The organism is Paenibacillus sp. PK3_47, from assembly GCF_023520895.1.
Taxonomy (GTDB): Bacteria; Bacillota; Bacilli; order Paenibacillales; family Paenibacillaceae; genus Paenibacillus_AQ.
The window spans coordinates 1,739,730-1,761,857 of the sequence record NZ_CP026029.1 but is presented as its reverse complement, the minus strand read 5'-3'; the positions used below and the strand labels follow the sequence as shown (position 1 = coordinate 1,761,857).

The 22,128-nt window shown below is 54.3% G+C and carries 17 protein-coding genes; 12 read left to right on the top strand and 5 right to left on the bottom strand.

Annotated elements, in window-relative coordinates:
• Positions 1 to 61: 61 nt before the first annotated feature.
• The 4 genes from C2I18_RS07915 to C2I18_RS07895 all read right to left on the bottom strand — a co-directional run bounded on the left by C2I18_RS07915 (position 62) and on the right by C2I18_RS07895 (position 6,285).
• Positions 62 to 1,096: a sensor histidine kinase gene (locus C2I18_RS07915; protein ID WP_249900707.1), complete on the bottom strand. Its 1,035-nt coding sequence runs from the start codon at positions 1,094 to 1,096 to the stop codon at positions 62 to 64.
• Positions 1,093 to 1,779 (bottom strand): response regulator transcription factor, encoded by a 687-nt coding sequence (locus tag C2I18_RS07910; protein WP_249900706.1) that lies wholly within the window; start codon positions 1,777 to 1,779, stop codon positions 1,093 to 1,095. The genes C2I18_RS07915 and C2I18_RS07910 overlap by 4 nt, the downstream gene beginning before the upstream one ends.
• A 202-nt stretch (positions 1,780 to 1,981) precedes the next feature.
• Entirely contained in the window at positions 1,982 to 4,435 is a 2,454-nt protein-coding gene (locus C2I18_RS29615; RefSeq protein WP_275100969.1) for an exosporium glycoprotein BclB-related protein, read from the bottom strand.
• Positions 4,432 to 6,285, bottom strand: a complete 1,854-nt coding sequence (locus C2I18_RS07895) for a glycosyltransferase (RefSeq protein WP_249900705.1) — start codon at positions 6,283 to 6,285, stop codon at positions 4,432 to 4,434. The genes C2I18_RS29615 and C2I18_RS07895 overlap by 4 nt, the downstream gene beginning before the upstream one ends.
• A 310-nt stretch (positions 6,286 to 6,595) precedes the next feature.
• Between C2I18_RS07895 and C2I18_RS07890 the strand changes: the two genes are divergently transcribed.
• From C2I18_RS07890 to C2I18_RS07860, 7 genes are all read left to right on the top strand, one after another.
• Positions 6,596 to 6,898: a LiaF transmembrane domain-containing protein gene (locus C2I18_RS07890; protein WP_249900704.1), complete on the top strand. Its 303-nt coding sequence runs from the start codon at positions 6,596 to 6,598 to the stop codon at positions 6,896 to 6,898.
• 46 nt (positions 6,899 to 6,944) lie between these two features.
• A complete protein-coding gene (locus C2I18_RS07885; protein ID WP_249900703.1) occupies positions 6,945 to 7,622 on the top strand; it encodes a PspA/IM30 family protein in 678 nt (225 codons plus the stop codon).
• 4 nt (positions 7,623 to 7,626) lie between these two features.
• Positions 7,627 to 8,115 (top strand): PspC domain-containing protein, encoded by a 489-nt coding sequence (locus C2I18_RS07880; protein ID WP_249900702.1) that lies wholly within the window; start codon positions 7,627 to 7,629, stop codon positions 8,113 to 8,115.
• A gap of 3 nt (positions 8,116 to 8,118) precedes the next feature.
• On the top strand, positions 8,119 to 8,823 hold the full coding sequence (locus tag C2I18_RS07875) for a PspA/IM30 family protein (RefSeq protein ID WP_249900701.1): 705 nt from the start codon (positions 8,119 to 8,121) through the stop codon (positions 8,821 to 8,823).
• Positions 8,824 to 9,197: 374 nt separating this feature from the next.
• Positions 9,198 to 9,845 (top strand): cell wall-active antibiotics response protein LiaF, encoded by a 648-nt coding sequence (gene liaF, locus C2I18_RS07870; RefSeq protein ID WP_249900700.1) that lies wholly within the window; start codon positions 9,198 to 9,200, stop codon positions 9,843 to 9,845.
• Between the two features lie 62 nt (positions 9,846 to 9,907).
• Positions 9,908 to 10,966, top strand: coding sequence for a sensor histidine kinase (locus tag C2I18_RS07865; protein ID WP_249902041.1), 1,059 nt, complete (start codon positions 9,908 to 9,910; stop codon positions 10,964 to 10,966).
• Positions 10,938 to 11,597 carry a response regulator gene (locus C2I18_RS07860; RefSeq protein WP_481857896.1) on the top strand — a complete coding sequence of 220 codons (660 nt, stop codon included), beginning with the start codon at positions 10,938 to 10,940 and terminating at the stop codon, positions 11,595 to 11,597. The genes C2I18_RS07865 and C2I18_RS07860 overlap by 29 nt, the downstream gene beginning before the upstream one ends.
• A gap of 110 nt (positions 11,598 to 11,707) precedes the next feature.
• Here C2I18_RS07860 and C2I18_RS07855 read toward each other — a convergent pair whose 3' ends face one another.
• On the bottom strand, positions 11,708 to 12,313 hold the full coding sequence (locus C2I18_RS07855; protein ID WP_249900699.1) for a DUF2812 domain-containing protein: 606 nt from the start codon (positions 12,311 to 12,313) through the stop codon (positions 11,708 to 11,710).
• 150 nt (positions 12,314 to 12,463) lie between these two features.
• On the opposite strand from C2I18_RS07855, the gene C2I18_RS07850 reads away from it, so the two are divergent.
• From C2I18_RS07850 to C2I18_RS07830, 5 genes are all read left to right on the top strand, one after another.
• Complete coding sequence (locus tag C2I18_RS07850; RefSeq protein WP_249900698.1) at positions 12,464 to 13,276, top strand: YwmB family TATA-box binding protein; 813 nt, start codon at positions 12,464 to 12,466, stop codon at positions 13,274 to 13,276.
• A 137-nt stretch (positions 13,277 to 13,413) separates the two neighbouring features.
• Positions 13,414 to 14,352, top strand: coding sequence for a helix-turn-helix transcriptional regulator (locus C2I18_RS07845; protein WP_249900697.1), 939 nt, complete (start codon positions 13,414 to 13,416; stop codon positions 14,350 to 14,352).
• Between the two features lie 81 nt (positions 14,353 to 14,433).
• On the top strand, positions 14,434 to 14,982 hold the full coding sequence (locus tag C2I18_RS07840; RefSeq protein WP_249900696.1) for a DinB family protein: 549 nt from the start codon (positions 14,434 to 14,436) through the stop codon (positions 14,980 to 14,982).
• Between the two features lie 175 nt (positions 14,983 to 15,157).
• Positions 15,158 to 21,088: an S-layer homology domain-containing protein gene (locus C2I18_RS07835; RefSeq protein WP_249900695.1), complete on the top strand. Its 5,931-nt coding sequence runs from the start codon at positions 15,158 to 15,160 to the stop codon at positions 21,086 to 21,088.
• Positions 21,089 to 21,311: 223 nt separating this feature from the next.
• Positions 21,312 to 21,995 carry an NAD(P)H-dependent oxidoreductase gene (locus C2I18_RS07830; protein ID WP_249900694.1) on the top strand — a complete coding sequence of 228 codons (684 nt, stop codon included), beginning with the start codon at positions 21,312 to 21,314 and terminating at the stop codon, positions 21,993 to 21,995.
• Positions 21,996 to 22,128: the final 133 nt, after the last annotated feature.

The window sequence follows — 22,128 nt, the reverse complement described above, 5'->3', positions numbered from 1 at the left end:
CTTCAAGGGTAGCAGACAATTCTAACGTGGCCGTGTCTGAAATCTGACGGTATTGACACATTTAGAGCTGAGGGAGGAAGATGGAAACCGTTGTCCCTTTACCATTTGCAGAAGCCGCCGTAATGTAACCGCCCTGCATGCTGATGATTTTCTGAGCCAAAAACAGCCCGATCCCGAGCCCGTCATACTCCCTGGCGCCGTGTCCTCTATAGAAACGCTTGAAAATATGCTCCAGCTCCTCCGGGGGAATACCCATACCGGTATCGGAAATTTCGATCTTCGTGAACATTTCGTTGCTCTCGGCGCTAATGTTGATTTGTCCGCCTGCGTCTGTGTATTTCACCGAATTTTCCAAAAGATTAAACAGTGCCTCACTGGTCCATTGCAGGTCGTGATGGGCTGTGATCAGGGGGCTGCATTCTATATGGATGCTGATTTGCTTACTCTCTGCGTTAGTGTAAACATGGGATACCGCACGGGTAAGCGTCTCTATGACAGGGTGAACGGTACTTTGCAGCGTAATCATGCCGGTCTCCAGCCGGGACATTTTGACAAGTGAAGCAATCAGCCACTGCAGCTTTTCCGATTGGGACTGGACATGACCGACAAGAAGTCTGGTATGATCCTCAAGCTCCGGCGCTTCGGCCAGCAGCTGGCTGTACAGCATGATATTGGCGAGAGGGGTCTTGGTCTGATGGGAGATATCGGAGATCAGCTCTTTGATTCTGTTCTTTTCCGTTTCCAGGTTGTGTTCACTGGCTTTGGAGATTTCAATGTAGCGCAGCAGCTTGTGCTCCAGGGAGGAGAGGCTGGTTTCGTCAAAATGGGTCATGGTCTCCCGTCCGTGTACTGCCCGGTCCACCATTTCATCCAGGGTATTCATATAAGCGGCAGCCTGCCGCCGTAATGCCCACATCCAGCCAGCCCCCATGAAGCACAGCAGCAGCGTGAAAAGGAAAGTGAAATTCAGAAAAAACGGATCAGCCCCGAGCCGAAAAATAACAGTACCTGCATAGCCCAGCACCACAAGCAAGAAAAAGGACCCAAAAATAAAGCTTATCCGTTTGGAGCCGTAACTCTGTCTGCTGCTAATCATACATTTGGCCTTTCCGCCCACATGTAGCCGAGACCGTAGACTGTTTTAATGTATTTTGGGGAGGAGGGTTCATCTTCAATTTTGGACCGCAGCCGTTTGACGGCCACTGTCAGTGCATTCTCATCCACGAATTCCGCCTCCTGTGACCAGATTTTATGGATTAATTGTTCCCTGTCCAGAATCATGCCAGGGTTTGAGACCAGAATATGCAGCAGCTTAAGCTCTGTTTTGCTTAGATGAAGCTGTTCATTATGCTTATAAAATTCCAGCTTTCCGAAGTCAAGCGTTAGAGATCCAACCGTGACTTTGTCTTCGGGCTGCGCAGCTGACCTTTTGAGCACGGCCATTACCCTGGCCCGCAGAATCATCAGGCTGAACGGCTTCGTAATGTAATCGTCTGCTCCAAGGGCAAAACCGGTAACGATATCGGGCTCCATGTCATTCGCAGTCAAAAAGATGACCGGCACCTGCGACGTTCTCCGGAGCTTCTCGCAGTAATCCAGCCCGCTTCCGTCGGGAAGATTGATATCCAGCAGAATGAGATCCACCCGGGTTGAATTCAGGATCTGCTCAGCCATGGCCAGTGTATAGGCTTGTTCGATGTTCAGGCCATTCTGGGCCAGGGAGAGGGCTATGCCTTTATTGAGGCTCCGGTCATCTTCTACGATTAATAGGGTTTTCAAGGCGATTACTCCTTTAAAGCTAAGTTTGTATTCCATTATTATGTACATGGGGGTGGGGTCCCGCAAGGAAATCAGTTATATTTTCTCTGTTAGATGCGGAAAAAAGGCTGTCACGCCTGCAGGGAATCCTGCGGAATGACAGCCTCAATGTGAATAAAGCTAGGCATGGGGATGAATCATAGGATTAAAGTATCAAAGATTCTTAAGGAATAAACGGTGTACTGCTGCTGCTAATACCGAGACCTCCGCTAATGAATCCTCTAGGGTTGTTTACAAGTGAAATTCCACTAGCAGTAGCCGTATACACCATCAGATAGCGGGTGTTGGCAGTAACTGGAATAGATAAACCAGTGGTAGTACCGCTCGAGGTAGTGCCCATCGGTATAACCCCTGTCAGCGACGGATTTATAAATACAATAGCATCCGGAACCGGGCTGAAAATATTGCTAGGACCGGAACTGGCGTAGAGCTGTCCTGTAATCATAACAGTAGAGCCTACCAACGACATCGCCGCGGTTGTGGAGAAGTATCCGCTGATGGATGTGATTGTACCGCTGCTTGGCACAGAGAAGGCATAGTTGATATTTAATGCAGGGTCACCTGACCCTGTAAGGTCTATAGTATTTCCTCCGGAGAAGGTAGTTGTCGTTGAGCTTCCGAAACCGATAAGGCCGACATTTCCGGAGAGACCTCCTGCAACGGTGTTTAAGGATACTGCCGTGCCTGAGGAGAACGGGATAAAGGTGGTTGATACTCCTCCGTCAGCCCCTGTAACACCCGTCGCTCCAGTAGCCCCAGTAGCACCTGTCGCTCCAGTAGCGCCAGTAGCGCCGGTCGCACCTGTAGCGCCGTCAGCGCCAGTAACACCCGTAGCCCCGTCGGCTCCGGTAGCACCCGTCGCGCCGTCGGCACCCGTTGCGCCGTCAGCGCCAGTAGCTCCGGTCGCCCCAGTCGCGCCGTCAGCGCCAGTAGCTCCGGTAGCACCCGTCGCGCCGTCAGCGCCCGTCGCGCCATCAGCGCCAGTAGCTCCGGTAGCCCCCGTTGCGCCGTCAGCGCCAGTCGCGCCATCGGCCCCGGTAGCCCCAGTGGCACCTGTCACGCCAACCTCACCAGCAGGTCCAGTCGCGCCAGTAGGCCCCGTTGCGCCAACTTCACCGGCAGGTCCCGTAGCTCCGGTAGCCCCGGTCACGCCAACTTCACCGGCAGGTCCCGTAGCTCCGGTAGCCCCGGTCACGCCAACTTCACCGGCAGGGCCCGTCGCGCCAGTAGGCCCAGTCACGCCAACTTCACCGGCAGGTCCCGTAGCTCCGGTAGCCCCGGTCGCGCCGACTTCACCAGCAGGTCCCGTCGCGCCAGTAGGCCCTGTTGCGCCAACTTCACCGGCAGGTCCCGTAGCTCCGGTAGCCCCGGTCGCGCCAACTTCACCGGCAGGCCCCGTAGCTCCGGTAGCCCCGGTCGCGCCGACTTCACCAGCAGGTCCCGTCGCGCCGGCAGGTCCGGTCGCGCCAATCGGTCCAGCAGGCCCAGCGGTACCCGTTGCCCCTGTCACACCTACTGCGCCCTGGCCGCCAGGGGATCCCGCACTACCCGTAGCCCCGGTAGCTCCGGTAGCACCTGTTGCACCGGTCGCCCCCGTCGCTCCGGTCGTGCCGACTGCACCCGTAGCACCTGTTGCGCCTTTAGGCAGAGTGATTTCCGCCTTGGTAATGTCGGCAATTTCCACGTAAGAAGCGATACCACCGCTGTAGATTGCTGTAATCGGCTGGCCGACTACCAGTGCGGAAGCTGTTTCGCCGTTTGTTCCAAAAATAAGCGTAGTACCGTTTAGGGAAAGGCTGACCGTCTGGTCGTTTTCTGTCAGAACGTCAATCTTGTCTGCGGATACACTGATGATTTTACCGCGGGCCACAGTACCCGAATCCGTTGGCGCATAACGTTCCGCCAAGCTGAAGATTGCCGCAGCCTGTGCTCTTGTTACATCGGCGTCCGGTCTGAACGTCTTGTCTTCAAAGCCCTGCACGACTTTCAGCTGGGAAGCGGCGTTGATATAGCCGGCGGACCAGGCCGAGATTTGATTCTCATCATTAAAAGGAAGAGGCTCACTTGTAAGCGCGAGCGCTTCATTTTCTTTGTCGATCAGCCGGATCACGAGCCGGGTCAGCCATTCCCGGCTGGCATTTTCGGTTCCCCAGCCCGCGGCCAGTTCTTCTTCCGGTTTAATAAGTCCTTCACTGATGGCGGTCTGTACCCAGGCATTCGCCCATTCACTTACTTCTAATGGGGATGAACCGGCCGGGGAGGCAGGGGCATCAATGCCGAGGAAGCGCAGAGCCATAATTGCTGCCTCCTGGTGAGTAAGCGGAGCTTTCGGATTGAAATTTCCGGCAGTATCGCCTTCAGCAAAGCCGAGAGCGGCAATCTTCATTACATATTTGTACATCCATGAACTGCTGCTTACATCGTTGAATCCTTTTCTTTCTGCGGCTGAAGCTGTACCTGTTCCCCCAAGCCCCAGGTTTGGCAGCAGTCCGGCAGTCTGGCTGAGCACCATTACAGCCATGGATGTCTTCATCAGGACTGGTTTAATATCTTTTTTGGTGTTTTGCTGATCCAGGCTGATTTCTGTTAATTTAGCTTTTGTTTGCTTTTGGTTCATCTGTTGCTTCCCCCTAAAGTATATGTCTTACTTGCAACGCCCAGGCCGTTAAAATAAGCTCTGTTCGCCAGCACTTTGCTGTCATTTGGAATATATTCTGCAGCTGCTTCGTTATGGGCGCTGGCCCGTTCATATTGACCGAGACGGTCATAACAGACAGCAAGCTGCAGGTGAGGCAGCCACGTCCAGCAGGCATGCTGGAGTATTGCATAGCTGTCCAGCGGTTTGGATAATTCGGTCGCCATTTTGTACCAGAAAACCGCCTTGCTGTAATCATTCTCCAGCATGTACAGACTTCCGATTCTGCAGCAGTTCTCCGCACGCGGCAGATCAAAGGTGAAGGAATGCAGTGCTTTGGCCTTCGCCTGCTGTACATTGCCAAGCTCCCGGAAACAATCGGAGAGGCTGCCGCAGGCGTTGATTTTGTCTTCTACCCAGCTGTCCGCCTGCTGCAGGAACATTTCATAGAAGGAAACTGCTTTGCCCCACTGCTTGTGTTCCCTGAGCTCGTTAGCGAAATAGTAAAGATCACGGGTAGAGAAAATCTCCCCCTCTGCATAACGGTTTTCGTAAATGTTCAGGTTGCGGTCGGAGTTCCCGTGCACTCTTCCGTGTGTAACAGAAACATCGGAGCGGTGCACCTTTCCGCTCACTTCCAAGTATTCATGGACGATACCAATCCAGCGGAAGCCGTTCTCCCGCTTAACCAGCCGGTTGCGTGTCAGGCTGGAGGTTACGTTGCCGTGCTCGTCAAAAGCGAGATTGTAGTTCATGGATACGGCATCTGTGTCCCAGTCAAGTGCGCCTTTCAAAGCTTTGAACTTCTCTCTGTCAGCGGGAAGGAGGACATCGTCGGCGTCGAGCCACAGCACATATTCCTGTGTTGCCAGGCTGAAGGCAAAGTTCCGGGCTTTGGAGAAATCATCCACCCAGGCAAAATCAGTGAGTTTATCCGTGTAGCGGCGGGCTATTTCCTTTGTCCGGTCTGTGGAGCCGGTATCTACAATAATGATTTCGTCCGTCAGATCTTTAACACTCTCGAGGCAGCGTTCCAGCGTAGCTTCTTCATTCCTGACAATCATGCATAAACTCACGGTAACACTGCGTTTCATTTCAAACAGGGCATTTGTAATATCAAATCCCCATTTTTTGCGTGCTTTCTCTCTGTTGAGGTTCAGCTGCCCGCTGTACCAGCCGGGGTTATCCGGGAACAGGGACGGAGGCTGGATATAGCGGACAAAACAATCCAGGGCGATGTGCAGGCTGTATCCCGCCTGAATAGCCCGGTAGCAAAGATCATCATCCTCATAGCATTCCAGCCCGAACTGTTCATCAAATCCGCCGAGAGCTTCGAACACGCTGCTGCGTACAAGGAGCAAGTGGCTGAGCAGCCGTGTAGTGGTTTTGGCTTGTCCGGCTTTGGACAGGGCGAAGGATTTGGCGATATGGTCCAGCTGATCCATTTCGGTGCATATGACCGGCAGCTTCTGCGATCCGCTTACATCATTGCTGACCGGACCGATCATTGCAGACTGCGGATGCCTGCGGGCACAGCCAAGAAGGCTGGACAGCCAGTTCTCGGAGACAATCATATGATCGCGCATGAAAACCAGGTATTCTCCTTCCGCCATGGAAGCGCCGATGTTATAGCCGGTGGCAACACCTATCAATTCATTGGTTGCGAAGGAGCGGGCCCGCTTAGAGAGGGTCAGGTATTCGCTGATCTCTTTATTTCCCCCGTCGTTAATCACAATCAGCTCATAGGGAGACTTAGTGAATAGTTCAATACTGGCAAGACATGATTTGAGCAGCGGCAGATGCTGGGCCAGAACAATGATAGAAGTCTGCATTTAAGTTCTCCGATCTTATTTGAAATGACTTTAGTCATACTATAACAGGGTGCTCTCAACAAATTCTCGACAAATAGAGGCATAATGCTGCATCAAGTGACACTTTTCCAAAAGAAATTGATAACGCAACAGTAAAACAGCAACTTTTAGAGCTTTGGCAGTAAAAGAAATCATGCTCCGGCAGTCTCCAGGCCTGGACCTTCCCCGACTAAGGTCCAGTTCAACAAACCGTCCACGGTCTGTTTTGAAAGAATGCGATTTACCCTAGAATAAGGTTATAAGGTTGAGGTCAACGAAAGGCGGTGAGAAAATGCAAAACAGAAGAGGTAACGGATTCGCGGTTGTGCTGATTGTGATTGGAGCGATTATGCTGCTTGGTATTGCGCTTCCCCTGATTCACGGAATTTTCAGGATCCTGTTCCCGGTATTGCTGGTTGCTCTCGGATACTACGGAATTAAGAACGGACGCAAAACTATCGGTTGGATCGCAATGTTCATCGGTATTATGTGGCTGCTTGCCAAGCTGTCCTGGATCATCGGGCCGCTGCTTGGAATCGCTTTGGTGGTGTGGGGGATTTCAGTACTCAAAGGCAGACGCAACAGAACATATTAATTTTCGGAGATTACTTAATTAAGAAGCAGGGAGGGAGCAGGAAATCATGAGTGTTTTTCGCCGCATGAGAGATATCACAGTAGCAAATCTGAATGAACGTCTGGAACAAAGCCAGGATCCGGTGAAGCTGATTGACCAGTTTCTACATTCAACCCGGGAGGAAATTGCCGAGGCTGAGAAGCTGTACCAGCAGTACGCATCCCATACGAAGCAGCTGCAGCAGCAGGTAAATCAGGCAACGGCTATGAGAAACAAACGTGAAGAGCAGGCTCTGCTGGCACTAAAAGCAGGTGAGGATCATCTTGCCAAGCTGGCCTTGCAGGAAAAGATCATCCACGAGGAAAAGCTGGAACAGTACAGCGGCCTCCTGGAACAGAGCAAGTCATCACTGTTCGAGCTGGAAAGCCAGCTGAATGAACTGAAGCTTGAGTATCAGACGGTATACAGCAAGCGCCAGTATTACGCTGCACGGATGGAGTCTCTAAGACTTCAGCAGCGTATGAACCAGCGGGCAAGTGCTTACGGCAACGGCGGTGACGTTCCCAAGATGTTCGACCGGCTGGAAGACCGGATGAGCGACTGGGAGCTGGAAGCCAAAAGCCTGCGCGATCTGCGCCGGATGGGTCAGGAGTACGCGGTACAGGCCGGAGAGACTGTAGCCTCCGTACTGGAAAGAGAAATGGCCCGTTTGAAGGAGAAATTGAACAATGGCGGAAAGGAGTAGTACTATGACCCGATTGTATCGTTCAACCCGTGACAGGGTAATGACAGGGCTGGCAGGGGGATTGTCCGAGACGCTGGGCATTGACTCCACACTGTTCCGGATTCTGCTGGTGATCAGCATTCCCTTTACCGGGGGCACAACAATCTTTGTATATTTCATTGCGGCTCTGTTCATTCCGAAAGAGCCAACCCAGTATAATCCGTTCGGTCCAGGACCCGGAGCACCTGGTGGCCCATATGGCGGCCCTTATGCCGGCGGCCCCGGATATGGGCAAGGACCGCAGGGTCCCCATGGACCTCACGGACAGGGCGGGTACGGTCCTTACGGACAATCCGGCCCGGGTTTCAATGCCGGTTATGACAAAGCCAACACGTATGCGGGTCCGGATTCCAATCTGGATGCCATGATGAAGGATATTGAGAAAAAGGCACTGCAAAAAGAAGTGGAAGAGCTCAAACAAAAACTTGCTAAATACGAGAAGGGAGAAGTGTAAAACATGGGAGTATTTAAACGGATTAAGGATATGACAAAGGCGTCGGTCAACGACTTGCTGGATAAGGTAGAGGACCCTATTGTAATGCTGAACCAGTATCTGCGCGATATGGAGGCAGAAATTCACGAGGCTGAGGTTACGGTTGCGAAGCAAATGGCTAATGAGCGCCGGATGAAGCAGCGTGTTGAAGAAGCAGCCAAGATGTCCGGACAGCGTGCATCCCAGGCTGAGCTGGCACTGAAGAACGGCCAGGAGGAAGTTACCCGCAAGCTGCTGGAAGAAAAAATCTATTTCGACCAGAAGCAAGCCGAATACAGCGATCTTCATGCTCAAGCAGAAGTGCAGGCCAAAGAATTGGTACAGCAACTGCATGATATGAAGGATGAGTTCTACAAGCTGCGCAACAAGCGTAATGAGCTTGTGTCCCGTGCGCAAATGGCGAAAGCCAAGAAGCAAATGTCGCAAATCAGCAGCGTACATTCAATCGAAAGCGGCAGCGCATCGCTTGGCTTCCACCGTATGGAAGAAAAGATCATGCAGCTTGAAGCGGAAGCAGATGTTCTCCGCGCCCCTTACAGCCCTTCGGCTGCATACAGCAAGCCTGTAGATGCCGAGAAAGAGCTGAAGATTGAAGAACAGCTTGCTGCACTCAAGAACAAGCTGAACCCAACGTCTGCATCTCCTTCACTGGACAAAAAAGAAAATTAAGCCTGTTCCTAAAGAACAGCCAATTATGATATGCTGAATTAGGTAAAAGCCATACGGTATGGGTTCTCCATACCGGTATGGCTTTTGTAGCGGGATACGCTGCCTGGGCTGACGCCCGTAACAGGACCTTGAAACCAGCGGCTGCAAAGCCGCTAATCCTGTTTCGTTGGAAATTGTCCATTTCATACTGCCGCATAGGCTTCAAGGCCGGAACGGGATTATGAAGTGGAGAACTTCCCACTTATTTTAAGAAGACAGTTTTGCTCCGCAAAACTTAAAGTTAATGCTTACGAAGCTAGTTTTGCTCCGCAAAACTTAAAGCTAATGCTTACGAAGACAGTTTTGCTCCGCAAAACTTTTAGGAGGTGTGCATAATGGATAAACGAAACCGTTTGATTGCCATCGGACTTATCGGTGTGGGCTGCATGATGATTTTTGGTAGATGGATCGGCTTTTTCTCCATTATCGCGCTTCTGTTCCTGCTGCTCGGGATCTACCGGACAACGTCAGGCAAGGTGAAGCAGGGCTATACGCTGCTGGGGATCGGTGCGGTGCTGCTGCTGCTGGACCATATGCTGCTGGTGCTTGGCATTTGCCTGGTCTCACTGGGGATGTTCTATGTTAAATCCAAGCGAATGCAGCAGCGCGGCGGGTTCATGCAGAAGCAAAGCTTTTCCTCCCGTTATGACTGGGATCTCTCACCATGGGTGATGCGCAGTCTGAGTGCATGGCATGTGCTGGGCGAGGCGGATATTGATCTTTCGCTGGCAATGGCGGAGGACCTCGAGACAATCATGCTGTTCCAGGGGATATTCGGCGATATGGATATTCATCTGTCTGAGGACTATGGTGTGGAGATTGAAGCCTTTGTGCTGTTCGGCTCGATTGAATTCGGCAGCCACCGGGATACGGGGATGCTGAACCGGCTCAACTGGAAGTCGGCCAACTATGACAGCTGCGAGAATAAAGTAAAACTGCACATTTCTTATCTGATGGGTGACCTGGATGTGCGGATCCCTTAAGGGCCAAGCCGCAGAACATAGAGAAGGGAGTGCACCTGACCGTGGGTAAAAAGAGCAGTAATATGGTAACGCGCAGCATGGGTGAGGGGGCTGCATTCTCCTTTGTCATGCTGCTGGTTATCTTGTACATTCTGTATACATATGGATATCTGCAGCCGTTTGAGGACTGGCAGATGGGAATCAGGACTGTAGCTTCATTAATTTTGCTTCCTCTGGCCTTCGGACTCGGCTTCGGCTTCTATCAGAGCTTCCGCATCAAGCGCAAGCTGGAGCGGGTCCGGGGCACACTCGTAGCCTGGGAAAAAGGTAATCTTACACCAGCCATGCCGGAGCTTGGCGGTGACGAGCTGGGCAGGCTCGGCGAGCAGCTGGGCCGGATCAGCGGCAAATGGGAGAACCAGGTGAACACGCTGCAGCGGCTGTCCACCAACAACGCCAAGCTGGCCGAACAGGCGCGGGTCTCCGCGATCATGGAGGAGCGCCAGCGGCTGGCACGCGAGCTGCATGATGCCGTCTCGCAGCAGCTTTTTGCGATTTCGATGACGGCAACGGCTGTAGGCCGGACGCTGGAAAAGGATTTTGACAAGGCGCAGCGGCAGATTGCGCTGATTGAGGAGATGGCCGCCGTAGCCCAGTCGGAGATGCGGGCGCTGCTGCTTCACCTGAGGCCGGTGTATCTGGAAGGCAAGGGACTGGAGCAGGGGCTGCGTGAGCTGATTAAAGAGCTTGAGATCAAGGTTCCGCTGGAAATTGTGTTCGAGATGGACCCGGATGTAAAGCTGCTGAAGGGAATCGAGAACCATTTGTTCCGGATTGTGCAGGAGGCCATTTCCAATACCCTGCGCCACGCCAAGGCGGAGAAGATGGAAATCCGGCTGCACCGCCGGGGAGATACCGTCAGGCTGACGCTGCGTGATGACGGAGTCGGGTTTGAGATGGATGAGAGCAAGCAGACCTCCTACGGTCTCTCCAACATGCAGGAGCGGATCTCCGAAACGGGAGGCTCGATTCAATTTATTACTGCGCCGGGTAAAGGGATGCGCATTGAAATTACTGTACCGCTAGTAAATGAAACAGGAGGCAAGGGTAACCATGGAGATGGAGGAAGCGATCGCGATTAAAGTGCTGCTGGTGGACGATCATGAAATGGTCCGGATCGGACTTGCCGCAGTGCTGGGAACAGAGGACGGCATTGAAGTTGTCGGCGAAGCAGGGAGCGGAGAAGAAGGCATACGCCTGGCCCAGGAATATAATCCGGATGTTGTACTGATGGATCTTGTCATGGAGGGCATGGACGGCATTGAAACTACGAAGCAGCTGCTCAAGCTGTACCCGGACTGCAAGGTGATTGTACTGACAAGCTATCTGGATGACGAGAAAATGTATCCGGTGATTGAAGCCGGAGCGTTCAGCTATCTGCTCAAAACCTCACGGGCCAGTGAAGTCGCAGACGCAATCCGTGCGGCGGCCAGAGGCCAGTCGGTACTGGAATCCCAGGTAGCGTCCAAAATGATGAACCGGTTCCGCAACAACGCCAAAGGGGAATCCCCTGCATACAAAGAGCTGACCGAGCGCGAAATGGAAGTGCTGAAGCTCCTGGCCCAGGGCAAATCCAATCAGGATATTGCCGATCAGCTGATCATCGGAATCAAAACCGTGAAATTCCATGTCACGAACATTCTCGCCAAGCTGGGGGTCGAGGACCGTACCCAGGCGGCTATTTACGCATACAAGAACGGGCTGGCGGAGTAACTGAGGCTTGAGAGCTGCCCGGAGCAGCTGACCGTTCAGGCAAAAGAATACGCGAGCGCAGAAGACCGGGACAGGCGTCCCGGTCTTCTTTTATTAGAGGAAAGGCCAATTCAGCGAATTACAGGCTGCCTGTGTTTCCGCATCTTCCCCGTGTATTTAACGATCATCAGGCAAACCGGCATGAGCAGAACCAGAAGCGTTATCTTATAAAAAATCCGCCAGTCTACTATCCCCTGTTCGAATATATCGGTAATCATAGAAAGGGTTGACGGGCTGCCGAGAAAAAAAGCTAATGCAAGCAGGACAGCGGCGACGCTGAAGGTGCTGCGCATTTTGGAGTAATATTGGAGCTCTTCACCGCGGGTAGTGCTGTCGGGAAACGGACTTCCGTCGTTCCGCTTCTCCATAATCAGCAGCTCTGAGGGCCTGGGACGCCATCTTTTGCTGCCTAATGATATTTTTCCGATTTCCAGACCTTGTGTAAAATATTTAATCTGGAACCTGTCAAGCTGATCTTTGAATTCCTCCAGCTGCTGTTTCGACTGACCGGCTGCGAACTCGATTTTATACAAAAACTGACCGGGCCTGCAGGCTTCAAACATGTAAATGCACTGGTTGACCTGAACAAGCCTCCAGCCCTCCGAAGCCATCGCATTCAGCCAATGCTTCTGCTCTTCCAGGGCATCGGTAAAGATTTTCAGGGCTTTTTTTGTCATCAGTACGCCTCCTCTGGTCCCAGTATGGAGGAATTTATGGGAATCCGGTATGAGGTTTCTTATAAGGGCATAGCCCTGTAAGTATATCCTCCCTTGATCCTGGTTATCCTGTCTAGTAGATTGCTAGATTACATGAGAGGAAGATGCGGGATGAAGCTGGAGAGCCGGGGATGGGGATTAGAAAAAGGGAAACTGACGCTGCTGATGCTTAGTCTTGGTGCAGCAGTGCTTTTGCTGGCCGGGTTCCGCAGCGGGGCTGAACGGCTGTCAGCAGACGTACCCGCATCTTCAGTCCTTGCCGGCCTGCCGGATTCGCTGGCGCTGTTGTCCTCAGCTGGACAAGAAGTGACAGCTACAGGTTCCTCGCTTCGTGTTGTGCTGAAATGGCAGGGGCAGTACAGCGGCGGCAGTGGCGATTCTGCAGAGAATGCCGGTATGCTGGCAGATCAGCTCGGTCTCGGGAAGGTGGAAGCCAGTGAAGAGGACGGGCATATCACATATAGAGCGGCCGCTTCCCAAGGTGATTACAGCAAGCTGTCCATGTTCTGGAGTGAGCTGGACCCAGGCAGCAGCTATGTTATTGTAACTGCAGAAACACGGGATTTGCTGAAAGCAGAGGGATTTCAAACCGTGGCGGAAGAAGCCGGGATACGGATGTCCGAAGCCGGAATTACCCCGGAGTGGAATGTATCGCTGCAGGGTACCGCATCCGTGCAGGGATCACCATCCGAGGCGCTTGCGGCAGTTGAAGGAGCAATTGCGGCGAAATTGAGCGGAATACAAGCTGTGGAAGATTATGAGGATGTGGCGACTGTCAGCCGCTCCTATGAAGTTCCGGGTCTGAAACGGTTCGTGAACAGCGGGGATCACTTAGTTGGCCTGCAGACTGCTGTTCATAAGAATGGCAACGACAACAGCAACCGGGTGACTATCGGGCTCCCGCTGATTACAATAGAATATTGAGATTGGCGCTTTAGGTTATGTCCCATATAATAGAGGCGTGAAAGTAAGGAAACGGAAGGATGCAGAAAAGATGATGCAGGTAACATTTAAGCCAGACGGACAGTGCGGAAGAGAAGGGCTGGGCAGACGAGGCAGTCATGAATAAAACGGACCGTATGCTCGCGATTATGCTGGAGCTTCAGCGCAGCCGCAGGGTTCGGGCCGGAGATCTGGCCACGAAATTTGAGACGAGCGTCCGTACGATCTACCGGGACATCCAGGCACTCAGCGAAGGCGGGGTTCCGGTTGTCAGCGCTCCCGGCCAGGGCTATTCCCTGCCTGACGGGTATTTTTTGCCTCCGGTCAGCTTCACTGCCGAGGAGGCGGTTGCCCTGCTGGCCGGTGCTGATTTCATCAGGCGTCATTTTGACGCTTATTACAGCGACAGTGCTGCGGCTGGCTGTGCCAAGCTGGAGGCTGTATTGCCTGAGCGGGTCCGAGCCGATGCTGACCGGATCCGCGCGTCAATGCGGCTAGTCCCGGGAGGCAGAGAAGACGAACGGGGGAAGGCTGGACTGGAAGCCGTACGCCGCGCGGTGCTGCATAAACGCAAGCTGCGGTTCCTGTATGGCGGATATCCCGCCGGTAAGGAAGACGTGCGGACGGACCGGACCGTACATCCGTACGGACTTGCGCTGCTTCAAGGCGCCTGGGTACTGATTGCTTACTGTGAATTGCGGGAGGCAGTAAGGCATTTTCGCCTGTCCCGAATGGACGGGATGGAGCTGCTGGAGGAGACATTTGCCGTTCCTGCGGGTTTTACATATACGGCCTATACGCCCCCGGATGACCGGGAACTGGTAGTAAAGATCCGCCTCAGCCCCGCCGCGGCCCGGCAAGTACAGGAAGAAGGTTATTTTTATATCGACTCGGCCGAAGACGCCGGGGAAGAACTGGAACTGCGGCTGCGCGTACGGCGGGTAGAAGAAATTCTTCGCTGGCTGCTGGGCTGGGGGGCGGAAGCCCGGGTACTGGAGCCGGAATTCCTGCGGGAAAGGGTCCGCCAGGAAGCGAAAAAGATACTGGAACGCTGCTGACATAACGCTGTCAGCAGCGTTTTTGTATGATTGGAGACAGGGAACATGAGATTGCATATATAACAGGGAGTGACAGTTAAGATGGGAAACGAACAAGTAATCAAGTCAACTTTAGAAAGCTTCAAGATGCTGTGTACGCATTATGCCCGCGGGCTGAATTCTCTGACGCCGGAACAGCTGAAGCAGCGGGAGGACGGTGAATGGTCACTCGGCCAAATGTATGTGCATTTGATTCAGTCAGCGCTGCATATGCATCTGCGTAATGCGGAGGGCTGTCTTACGGGCTCAGGCAGCGGAGAACCGTCCGCTGGGAAAACGCCAGCAGGAATAACGGCGTTTGCGCAGGGAGAATTTCCGCCGGTCCGGATTCGCGTACCGGATTCGCCGCAATACACTCCGGCCCAGCCGGAGTCCAAGGAGGAGCTGGCAGAAGGGCTGTCCCGGGTAAGCCGTGAGATGAAAAACATGGCCGGCAGGCTGCTGGAAACGAAAAGTTCCGGAGTCATTGTACATCCCGGGTTCGGAGAGCTGGATGCCGCTGAATGGTACCGCCTAGTCGAAATGCATTACCGCCATCATCTGCGGCAGGAAGAACGTTTGCGTGCTAATCTACAGACTGAACTATTGTAAGACAGCTCCGCCTTACCTGCACTTCCTCAGTCTATCATCCAGCTAAAACGACGCGATTGTGCATTGTTTGATGAATTTATGCATAAATTTACATTTTTATCGATTTTTTTTGACACCCCTCTTACCTCCCGCCGATATGCTATTCAAAGTAAAAAAGAGGCATAGGGAGGAAAACATGAAGAAGAAGCAACAGTGGCTGGCCGTTCTTTTGTCCTGCAGCATGTTATGCGCCCAGTTTGTCCAGCCAGCAATGGCGGGGACGGCATCGGCGGCGACCGGTACGGGAGTGTTCATCACCGAGGTTTATCCCGACGACCGGTCCAATGAACACAAGATCGAGGGAGCCGGCGGAGCAGATCTGTTTGAATTTGTGGAGATTTATAATGCCTCGGACCGGGAGCTAGCCTTTAATGAAGAGTACAAGATCAGGTACAACTACAACGCCGGAACGAAGGATTTATCCGTTGTGGATACGGTCTACGGCAACCCCGCCGATGTAATCATCCCGGCGAACAGTCCGGCCGTGCTGTGGGTGGAACGGACAAGCACCTCCATTACCGGTGCCGCGCGGAATCTGACCGAAGTGGATTTTAGGCGTTATCATTCCGTACCGGATAGTGTGCCGGTATTTAAGCTGCGCGGCCAGGACGGGCTTAACAATACGGACCGCGGCTTATATGTAACCCGGAAAAATGACAACTCCGCGATTCTCAGTGAGGTGTATTATACAGCGGATGATGTCGGTGACGGTAAAAGCCTGCATCTCCAGCTTCCCTCCAGCGGATCGTTCATGGTTGCTTTCGCCCGGGAAGCACTGCCTTCCGCAGGCATAACCGAGCCCGGACAGCTTGTGTCCACCGCCAATCAGCCTCCGTCCATCGTACATAAGCCAGCGGCTTCTGCCGACCGTTCGATGGACCTTACGGTATCGGCAAATGTCTATGATGGAGACGGCGACCCGCTGCAGGTTAAGCTGTTCCACAAAACGGCAGCCAACAGCCCGTTCACCGAAGTCCCGGCACAGTCTGTGCAGGGAGATGTCTACGAAGCTGTTGTTCCTTCCGCCCAGCTGTCGGGGGACAAGCTTTATTATTATTTTGAAGCTTATGACGGCATTGAAACGGCTCGGTCCGAGGAGTATGCCCTTGCGCTGACAGGCGCAGTAAATACAGAAGTTCCGCGCATCCTGATTACGGAGATTCTTCCGAACCCGGCCGGCGACTACCGCTGGGGAAGCGGCAACCAATATGAGTATATAGAGGTCTACAACAATTCGGACAAGACGCTGGATCTGAAGGATTACCGCCTATGGTATCTGTATCCGGGAACCACGGCACCGAAGCAGTGGACCATTCCGCAGCATACGGCAATCGAACCGTACAGCGCGGCAGTGATCTGGTTCGCCAAGGAAGCCGTAGCCAACGGACAGGGATATACGACGACGGCAGACTTCAATTTGCACTTTAACTCCACGCTCGATGACAGCGATGTGATTTTTTACGATAACTCGAAGTCGTCGGATTTCAATCTGCCGAACTCGCTGCAGCGCGGGTTTGCATTATCCAGTCCGGATGAGCCGGACCGTTATCTGGTAGAGGCCTGGTACGATCCGAGCACGCCGGACAGCCCCGACAGGCTGGTCAATGACGTGCGCAACGCCGTGGTACGCTATGCTTATCCGGAAACCGGGCATACGATGAAACGTCTGGATAACCGGATGTACGCGAATCCGGGCAGTATCGATCCGGGACAGGTTCCGTCTGTGGATGGCGTAGATATGACTGCGCCGGTTCTTGAGCATGAGCAGACACAATACAATCTGGGAAAAAACGAGCCGTACACTGTGCAGGTAATTAGCAGCGAGCCACTGGGCAGAGCGGAGGTATTTTTTGGTCCGGCAACAAACGAGTCGACAGCCTACACCGGCAGTGCATCCCTGGAATTGACCGGGCACGAAGATGGTAAATACGTGTACGGCGGATCGATGGCTTTTTCTGAAACGGGCGCTTACCGTTATATTGTTGAAGCCGACGATGCAGCCGGCAACCGGACCCGGGTTCCTTACAACTCGCGGGGCGGACTGCTCACCGTAGGTGAAACCGGAACGGGAACAGAGCTGCCGGACCCGGGTCTGTCGATTGAAGCTGGCAGCATGTTTAAAGACAAGACAGCCTTCTACGCTTACGGCGGCAGTGCGCAGGATGCCATTGGGGTCCTCCTGGAAGGACAGCCGCTTCCGGCGCGCAAAGCGCTGCCGGGTACCGTGCAGCTTGGCATGCAGACGCGCGGCGTGGATCAGATTTACCAGGCTACGGCAAGCATGCTTGATCCGGCGGGGCAGACTTCCTTTTTTACCCGGATCGTACCGAAATACTCGGATGGCGCGTGGTCCATTTTTCCGATGACCCCGGATCTGTTCGTAACCGGCTCTGTTGTATCGGTCCATACCGGCAACGAGAATGCGCCTTACCAGGTCAGCGAGCATGACAAGGTGTTCGGGATCAATAATCATGATGATTTTGAAGTGATGAATGTGCATCTGGTGCTGCCTGACGGATCAGTAGTGAAACCTGACAAGGTGCACAGCTACCTGGGCAACCGGAGTGAGACTACGGTGGATTACCGCGAGGATACCTATTATGGATTGGGCGATGCCGACTACGGCAGCAACCCGAACAAGCCGATGATCAGCGATTTCCATTTCTCTGTACCGGACGAAAAGTATACCGCCCGATATGTGGAACTGGATACCGCAGGTATGGAGGACGGCGTTTATCCGCTGTCCATGACAATTGGAACGGATGAGCTTCAAGCTTTTGACGTCATGATCGACAATACCGATCCTGTCATTGAAGCGATTGTATCCGGCGGCAACCGGCCGGTAGAGGAAGGGCAAGCCCTGAAGGGAGCCTTTACGCTGGATGTGGCCGCTTCCGATAACCTGACAGGCATCCGGAAGGTGGAAGCGGTGCTGGATGGCGCAGCGGTTGAGCTGCCGTATGCGACCTCCTCAACCGTCCTTGTACCGGGCGAACACCGCCTGCAGGTAACCGTATACGACGGAGCGGGAAATACAGCCTCGGCGGAACGCACTTTCGTAATTGGCGAAGAACAGCCGCTTGCGCCGGGTGAAGTATCGCCTGCGGATTTTGAAGAGAACGTGCCGACCGATGCGGTACTGCGGGCCTATGTCTCCGATCCGAGCGGTGACCGGCTGGATGTCCGGTTCCTTGAAGGGGGCAAATACGACTTTGCCCGCAGTGAAGGCGTCGAAGGTTACCGGAACGTGGCCGACCGTGAGCCGCCGCTTGTGCTGACGCCGGAGGGTGAAACGGGGCTGTCTGCAGAAGAACAGGCGCAAATTGCCAAGGCGGACGGGGACTATCTGGTGTCGGACACCGACGCGGGCTTCCCGTACCACCGGTTTGAGATCGAGCTGGACGAAGCACTGCAGCCGGGAGACACTGCCGAGCTGTACTGGAAAGGCCGTACGCTGCCTGGCCGGATCGTTACGCTGTATGCCTGGGACCATGAAGCGGACAAGTGGACGGCGCTGAAGTCGGCGACCGGAGACGCGAAGGAAAGCGACATCGAGCTTGCCGCGGAAGTGGAACCGTCCCGGTATGTCCGGGATGGCAAGATTCAGGCGATGGTGCAGGACGAAGTGAAGGGCGTCAACGACCCTTTTACGATTCTGTGGTTTACCGATACGCAGTATTATGCCGAATCGTATCCGGAGATTTTTGATAAGATGGGCGACTGGATTGTGGATCAGTACGGTAAGGGAACATTCAGCTACGCTATCCATACCGGTGATATTGTCAACAAAGCGGATGACGAAGCCCAGTGGAAGGTGGCCGACCGGAACCTGGACAAGCTGGACGAAGCCGGCGTGCCTTACGGCGTGCTTGCGGGCAATCATGACGTGATTATCGACGGTGTTGATTATACAAACTACGGACGTTATGTCGGCGCGGACCGGTACGAAAACAATCCTTGGTACGGCGGGCAAATGGACAATAACAGAAACCATTATGATTTGTTTTCGTTCGGCGGGCATGATTTTATTTTCCTGTACATTGGGTTTGGCCTGGAAGATACACCGGAGACCATTGCCTGGGCCAATGAAGTGCTGAAGAAGCATGCAGACCGGGTAGCGATCGTCGGGATGCACGCCTACCTGGAGACAAACGGCACGTTGTCCAACATGGCGCAAAACGTGTTTGACCAGGTCATCGCGCCGAATCCGAATGTCCAGCTCGTGCTGAGCGGCCACTACCATGCTGCCAACCGCGTGGTGAAGACAGTGCAGAACCCGGACGGTTCCTCACGGCAGGTGATCGAAATGCTGGCGGACTATCAGGGCGGACCAAGCGGAGGCAGCGGCTATCTGCGGCTGCTGAATTTCGACCCGGTGGCGGGAACGCTTGACGTGGATACGTATTCGCCGTATCTGGACGATTACAACTTTTTTGACGATGCGATTGAAGACTTTACCGAGCCGTTTTCCTTCCGTGATACGAAGAAACGGGTCGCTACTGATTATTTTGCGCTGAATGTATACAAGGAGCGCGTGATCGGCGAGCAGGCGGATATTGCCTCAGGATCAGAAGCTTCGTCCTTATGGACAAATCTTCAGCCTAACCATACCTACTACTGGTACATGGAGCTTACCGATGAGTACGGTGCAGAGCGTCTGAGTCCGATCTATCGCTTCACGACCGGATCTGCCGCGGGTCCTGGTGATGGGGACGGTGACCCTGGCGGTAACCCGGGTACGGGCCCTGGCAACGGCGGGGGCAACCCTGGCGGGAATCCGGGTACGAACCCTGGCAGTGGCAGCGGCAGCAATCCGGTACCCGGTCCTGGCGGCAATCCATCCGGCACTACGGGCGGTTCGCAGGGATCGCAGCCATCCGGTCAACCGCCGGCAGCGGGTGCAGTAACGGTCGCTACCAGGATGGAAGCGGGCCAGGCGGTTGCCTCACCGGAAGCGGGCGCACTGAACGAAGCTCTGGCCCAGGCTCGGGCCGTGGATGGTGTCCGCACCGTTACCCTGGAGCTGGACGCACAAGGGAAGCAGCATAACGGGGACGTTATGCTCCGTCTGCCGTCCGATTTCCTGAAGCGCAGCAGCGGCGGCGACCGATACCGCTTCATCTCTCCGGCGGCGACTGTAACACTCCCTTCCGATATGCTTGCTGAGGTGCCGGATGCCGGCGAATACGCGGAGCTTGTGATCGGAAGGTCCGCACGGGAAGACCTCGGCGCCAACATCCGCGCAGGAGTGGGCGAAAGACCTGCTGTCGATCTGTCCCTGCGGATCGGAGGCACTCCGGTCAAGTGGGACAACGGCAGTACTGAAGCTGTAATCTCGCTGCCTTACGTTCCAGTTGCCGGAGAACAGACGGATAATCTGGTGATCTGGTGGATTGGAGAGGATGGATCTGCTGAAACCGTAACGAACGGTCGTTACGATGCGCAGACCGGCTCGATGATTTTCCGCACGAACCACTTCAGCACTTTTGCCGTGGCATACCAAATGGTGCCGTTTGCGGATGTACAGATGAACGACTGGCATTATGGGGCGGTTAACTATCTGTCAGCCCGCGGGATTGTCCAAGGCGCGGGAGCCGGCAGCTTCCGCCCGCAGGCTGGCGTCAGCCGGGCGGACTTCCTGATCATGGCGATGAATGCTTTGGGTCTTAAGCCTTCCGGTGCGCAAGCGGCAGATAACTTTGCGGATGCCGGTAACAAGTATTACACGCCATACCTGGCTGAGGCGAAACGGCTGGGGCTGGTAGAGGGCGAAGGCGAGAACCGTTTCCGTCCGGAAGCCGGGATTACCCGTCAGGATATGATGGTGATGCTGTATCGAGTGGCGGGCCTGTTCGGTCTGAAGCTGCCTTCCGGCGGCAGCGTATCTACTAACGTTCAGGACTTCAAAGATGCATCCGAGCTGTCCGGATACGCTGTGCCTGCCATGGAAGCCATGCTTAAGGCAGGGCTGATCCAGGGCACGGGCGGCGGCCGGCTGGACCCAAAAGCCAATACGAACCGAGCCCAGGCGGCGCAAGCGGTCTATAACCTCCTCGGCAGTCTGTAAGCCGGGCGTTGTACTGAAGGCAGCCTCCCTCTGTGAAGTCAGGGGGAGGCTGCTTCTTGATGTCTGCAGGCCATCGGACCCGCGCAGGCCTGATGTGCCTGCTGCTGTGCAGCCGGGAACAGCCTGCCCGCTTAACCGTATAGCGGAGCGGGAGTTTGGGGAGGAATAAATCGGGTAAGGTTTTACTGAATTTACTGATTTGGAGAAGGGAGCTCATACCAATATGGAAACTGCTGACTCACGAAAAAAACAGGAGATTATAGACGCCTTCCGGTTCCGGCATGCCACCAAGACATTTGACTCCGCACGTAAAATTTCGGCTGCCGATTTTGAGCTGATCATGCAGGCTGCGCAGCTGTCCCCCAGCTCGGTTGGCCTGGAGCCGTGGAGGTTCCTTGTTGTCCAGAATCACGGGCTCCGGGAAAAAATCCGGGAAGTCTCCTGGGGCGCCCAGGGACAGGCGATGACGGCAAGCCATTTTGTTGTCGTGCTGGCGCGGACGGTCCGCGACCTTCATTATGACGCCGATTATGTATCTCATATGATGCGGGAGGTTCACCATATCCCGGAAACGGTGATCAGCTCGATGCTCAGCGGAAATTACAAGGCGTTTCAGGAATCGGATTTCCGCCTGCTGGAGAGCGACCGGGCCATGTTTGACTGGGCCTGCAAACAGACGTACCTGGCGCTGGCCAACATGATGACCGCTGCGGCGCTGATCGGCATCGACTCCTGTCCGATCGAAGGCTTCGACCGCGAGAAGCTGGAAACCGTGCTGGCTGAGGCCGGTGTGCTGGACCGGGAGCATTTTGGCGTATCGGTGATGGCCGCGTTTGGTTACCGGATCAATGAACCCCGCCCGAAATCCCGGCAGGAGCTGAACGAGATCTGGAAGTTCGTGGAGTAGGGGCAGAGCCTGCCTGAACCTGGGAGCGCTGCCTTCCTTCATGCATAAGAGCGTACTCCGTGGCTCAACTTATATAGGGGCCGTCCGGCAGACGGGCTGATTTACCGTTTGCACCAGCTTATGAATAAAACGT

Coding starts and splice junctions, on each gene's coding strand:
- C2I18_RS07850 (WP_249900698.1), top strand. CDS start 12,464: ATGAAGCTGGAGAGCCGGGGATGGGGATTAGAAAAAGGGAAACTGACG.
- C2I18_RS07840 (WP_249900696.1), top strand. CDS start 14,434: ATGGGAAACGAACAAGTAATCAAGTCAACTTTAGAAAGCTTCAAGATG.
- C2I18_RS07860 (WP_481857896.1), top strand. CDS start 10,938: ATGGAGATGGAGGAAGCGATCGCGATTAAAGTGCTGCTGGTGGACGAT.
- C2I18_RS29615 (WP_275100969.1), bottom strand. CDS start 4,435: ATGAACCAAAAGCAAACAAAAGCTAAATTAACAGAAATCAGCCTGGAT.
- C2I18_RS07835 (WP_249900695.1), top strand. CDS start 15,158: ATGAAGAAGAAGCAACAGTGGCTGGCCGTTCTTTTGTCCTGCAGCATG.
- C2I18_RS07865 (WP_249902041.1), top strand. CDS start 9,908: ATGGTAACGCGCAGCATGGGTGAGGGGGCTGCATTCTCCTTTGTCATG.
- C2I18_RS07895 (WP_249900705.1), bottom strand. CDS start 6,285: ATGCAGACTTCTATCATTGTTCTGGCCCAGCATCTGCCGCTGCTCAAA.
- C2I18_RS07875 (WP_249900701.1), top strand. CDS start 8,119: ATGGGAGTATTTAAACGGATTAAGGATATGACAAAGGCGTCGGTCAAC.
- C2I18_RS07845 (WP_249900697.1), top strand. CDS start 13,414: ATGAATAAAACGGACCGTATGCTCGCGATTATGCTGGAGCTTCAGCGC.
- C2I18_RS07855 (WP_249900699.1), bottom strand. CDS start 12,313: ATGACAAAAAAAGCCCTGAAAATCTTTACCGATGCCCTGGAAGAGCAG.
- C2I18_RS07830 (WP_249900694.1), top strand. CDS start 21,312: ATGGAAACTGCTGACTCACGAAAAAAACAGGAGATTATAGACGCCTTC.
- C2I18_RS07915 (WP_249900707.1), bottom strand. CDS start 1,096: ATGATTAGCAGCAGACAGAGTTACGGCTCCAAACGGATAAGCTTTATT.
- C2I18_RS07890 (WP_249900704.1), top strand. CDS start 6,596: ATGCAAAACAGAAGAGGTAACGGATTCGCGGTTGTGCTGATTGTGATT.
- C2I18_RS07880 (WP_249900702.1), top strand. CDS start 7,627: ATGACCCGATTGTATCGTTCAACCCGTGACAGGGTAATGACAGGGCTG.
- liaF (WP_249900700.1), top strand. CDS start 9,198: ATGGATAAACGAAACCGTTTGATTGCCATCGGACTTATCGGTGTGGGC.
- C2I18_RS07885 (WP_249900703.1), top strand. CDS start 6,945: ATGAGTGTTTTTCGCCGCATGAGAGATATCACAGTAGCAAATCTGAAT.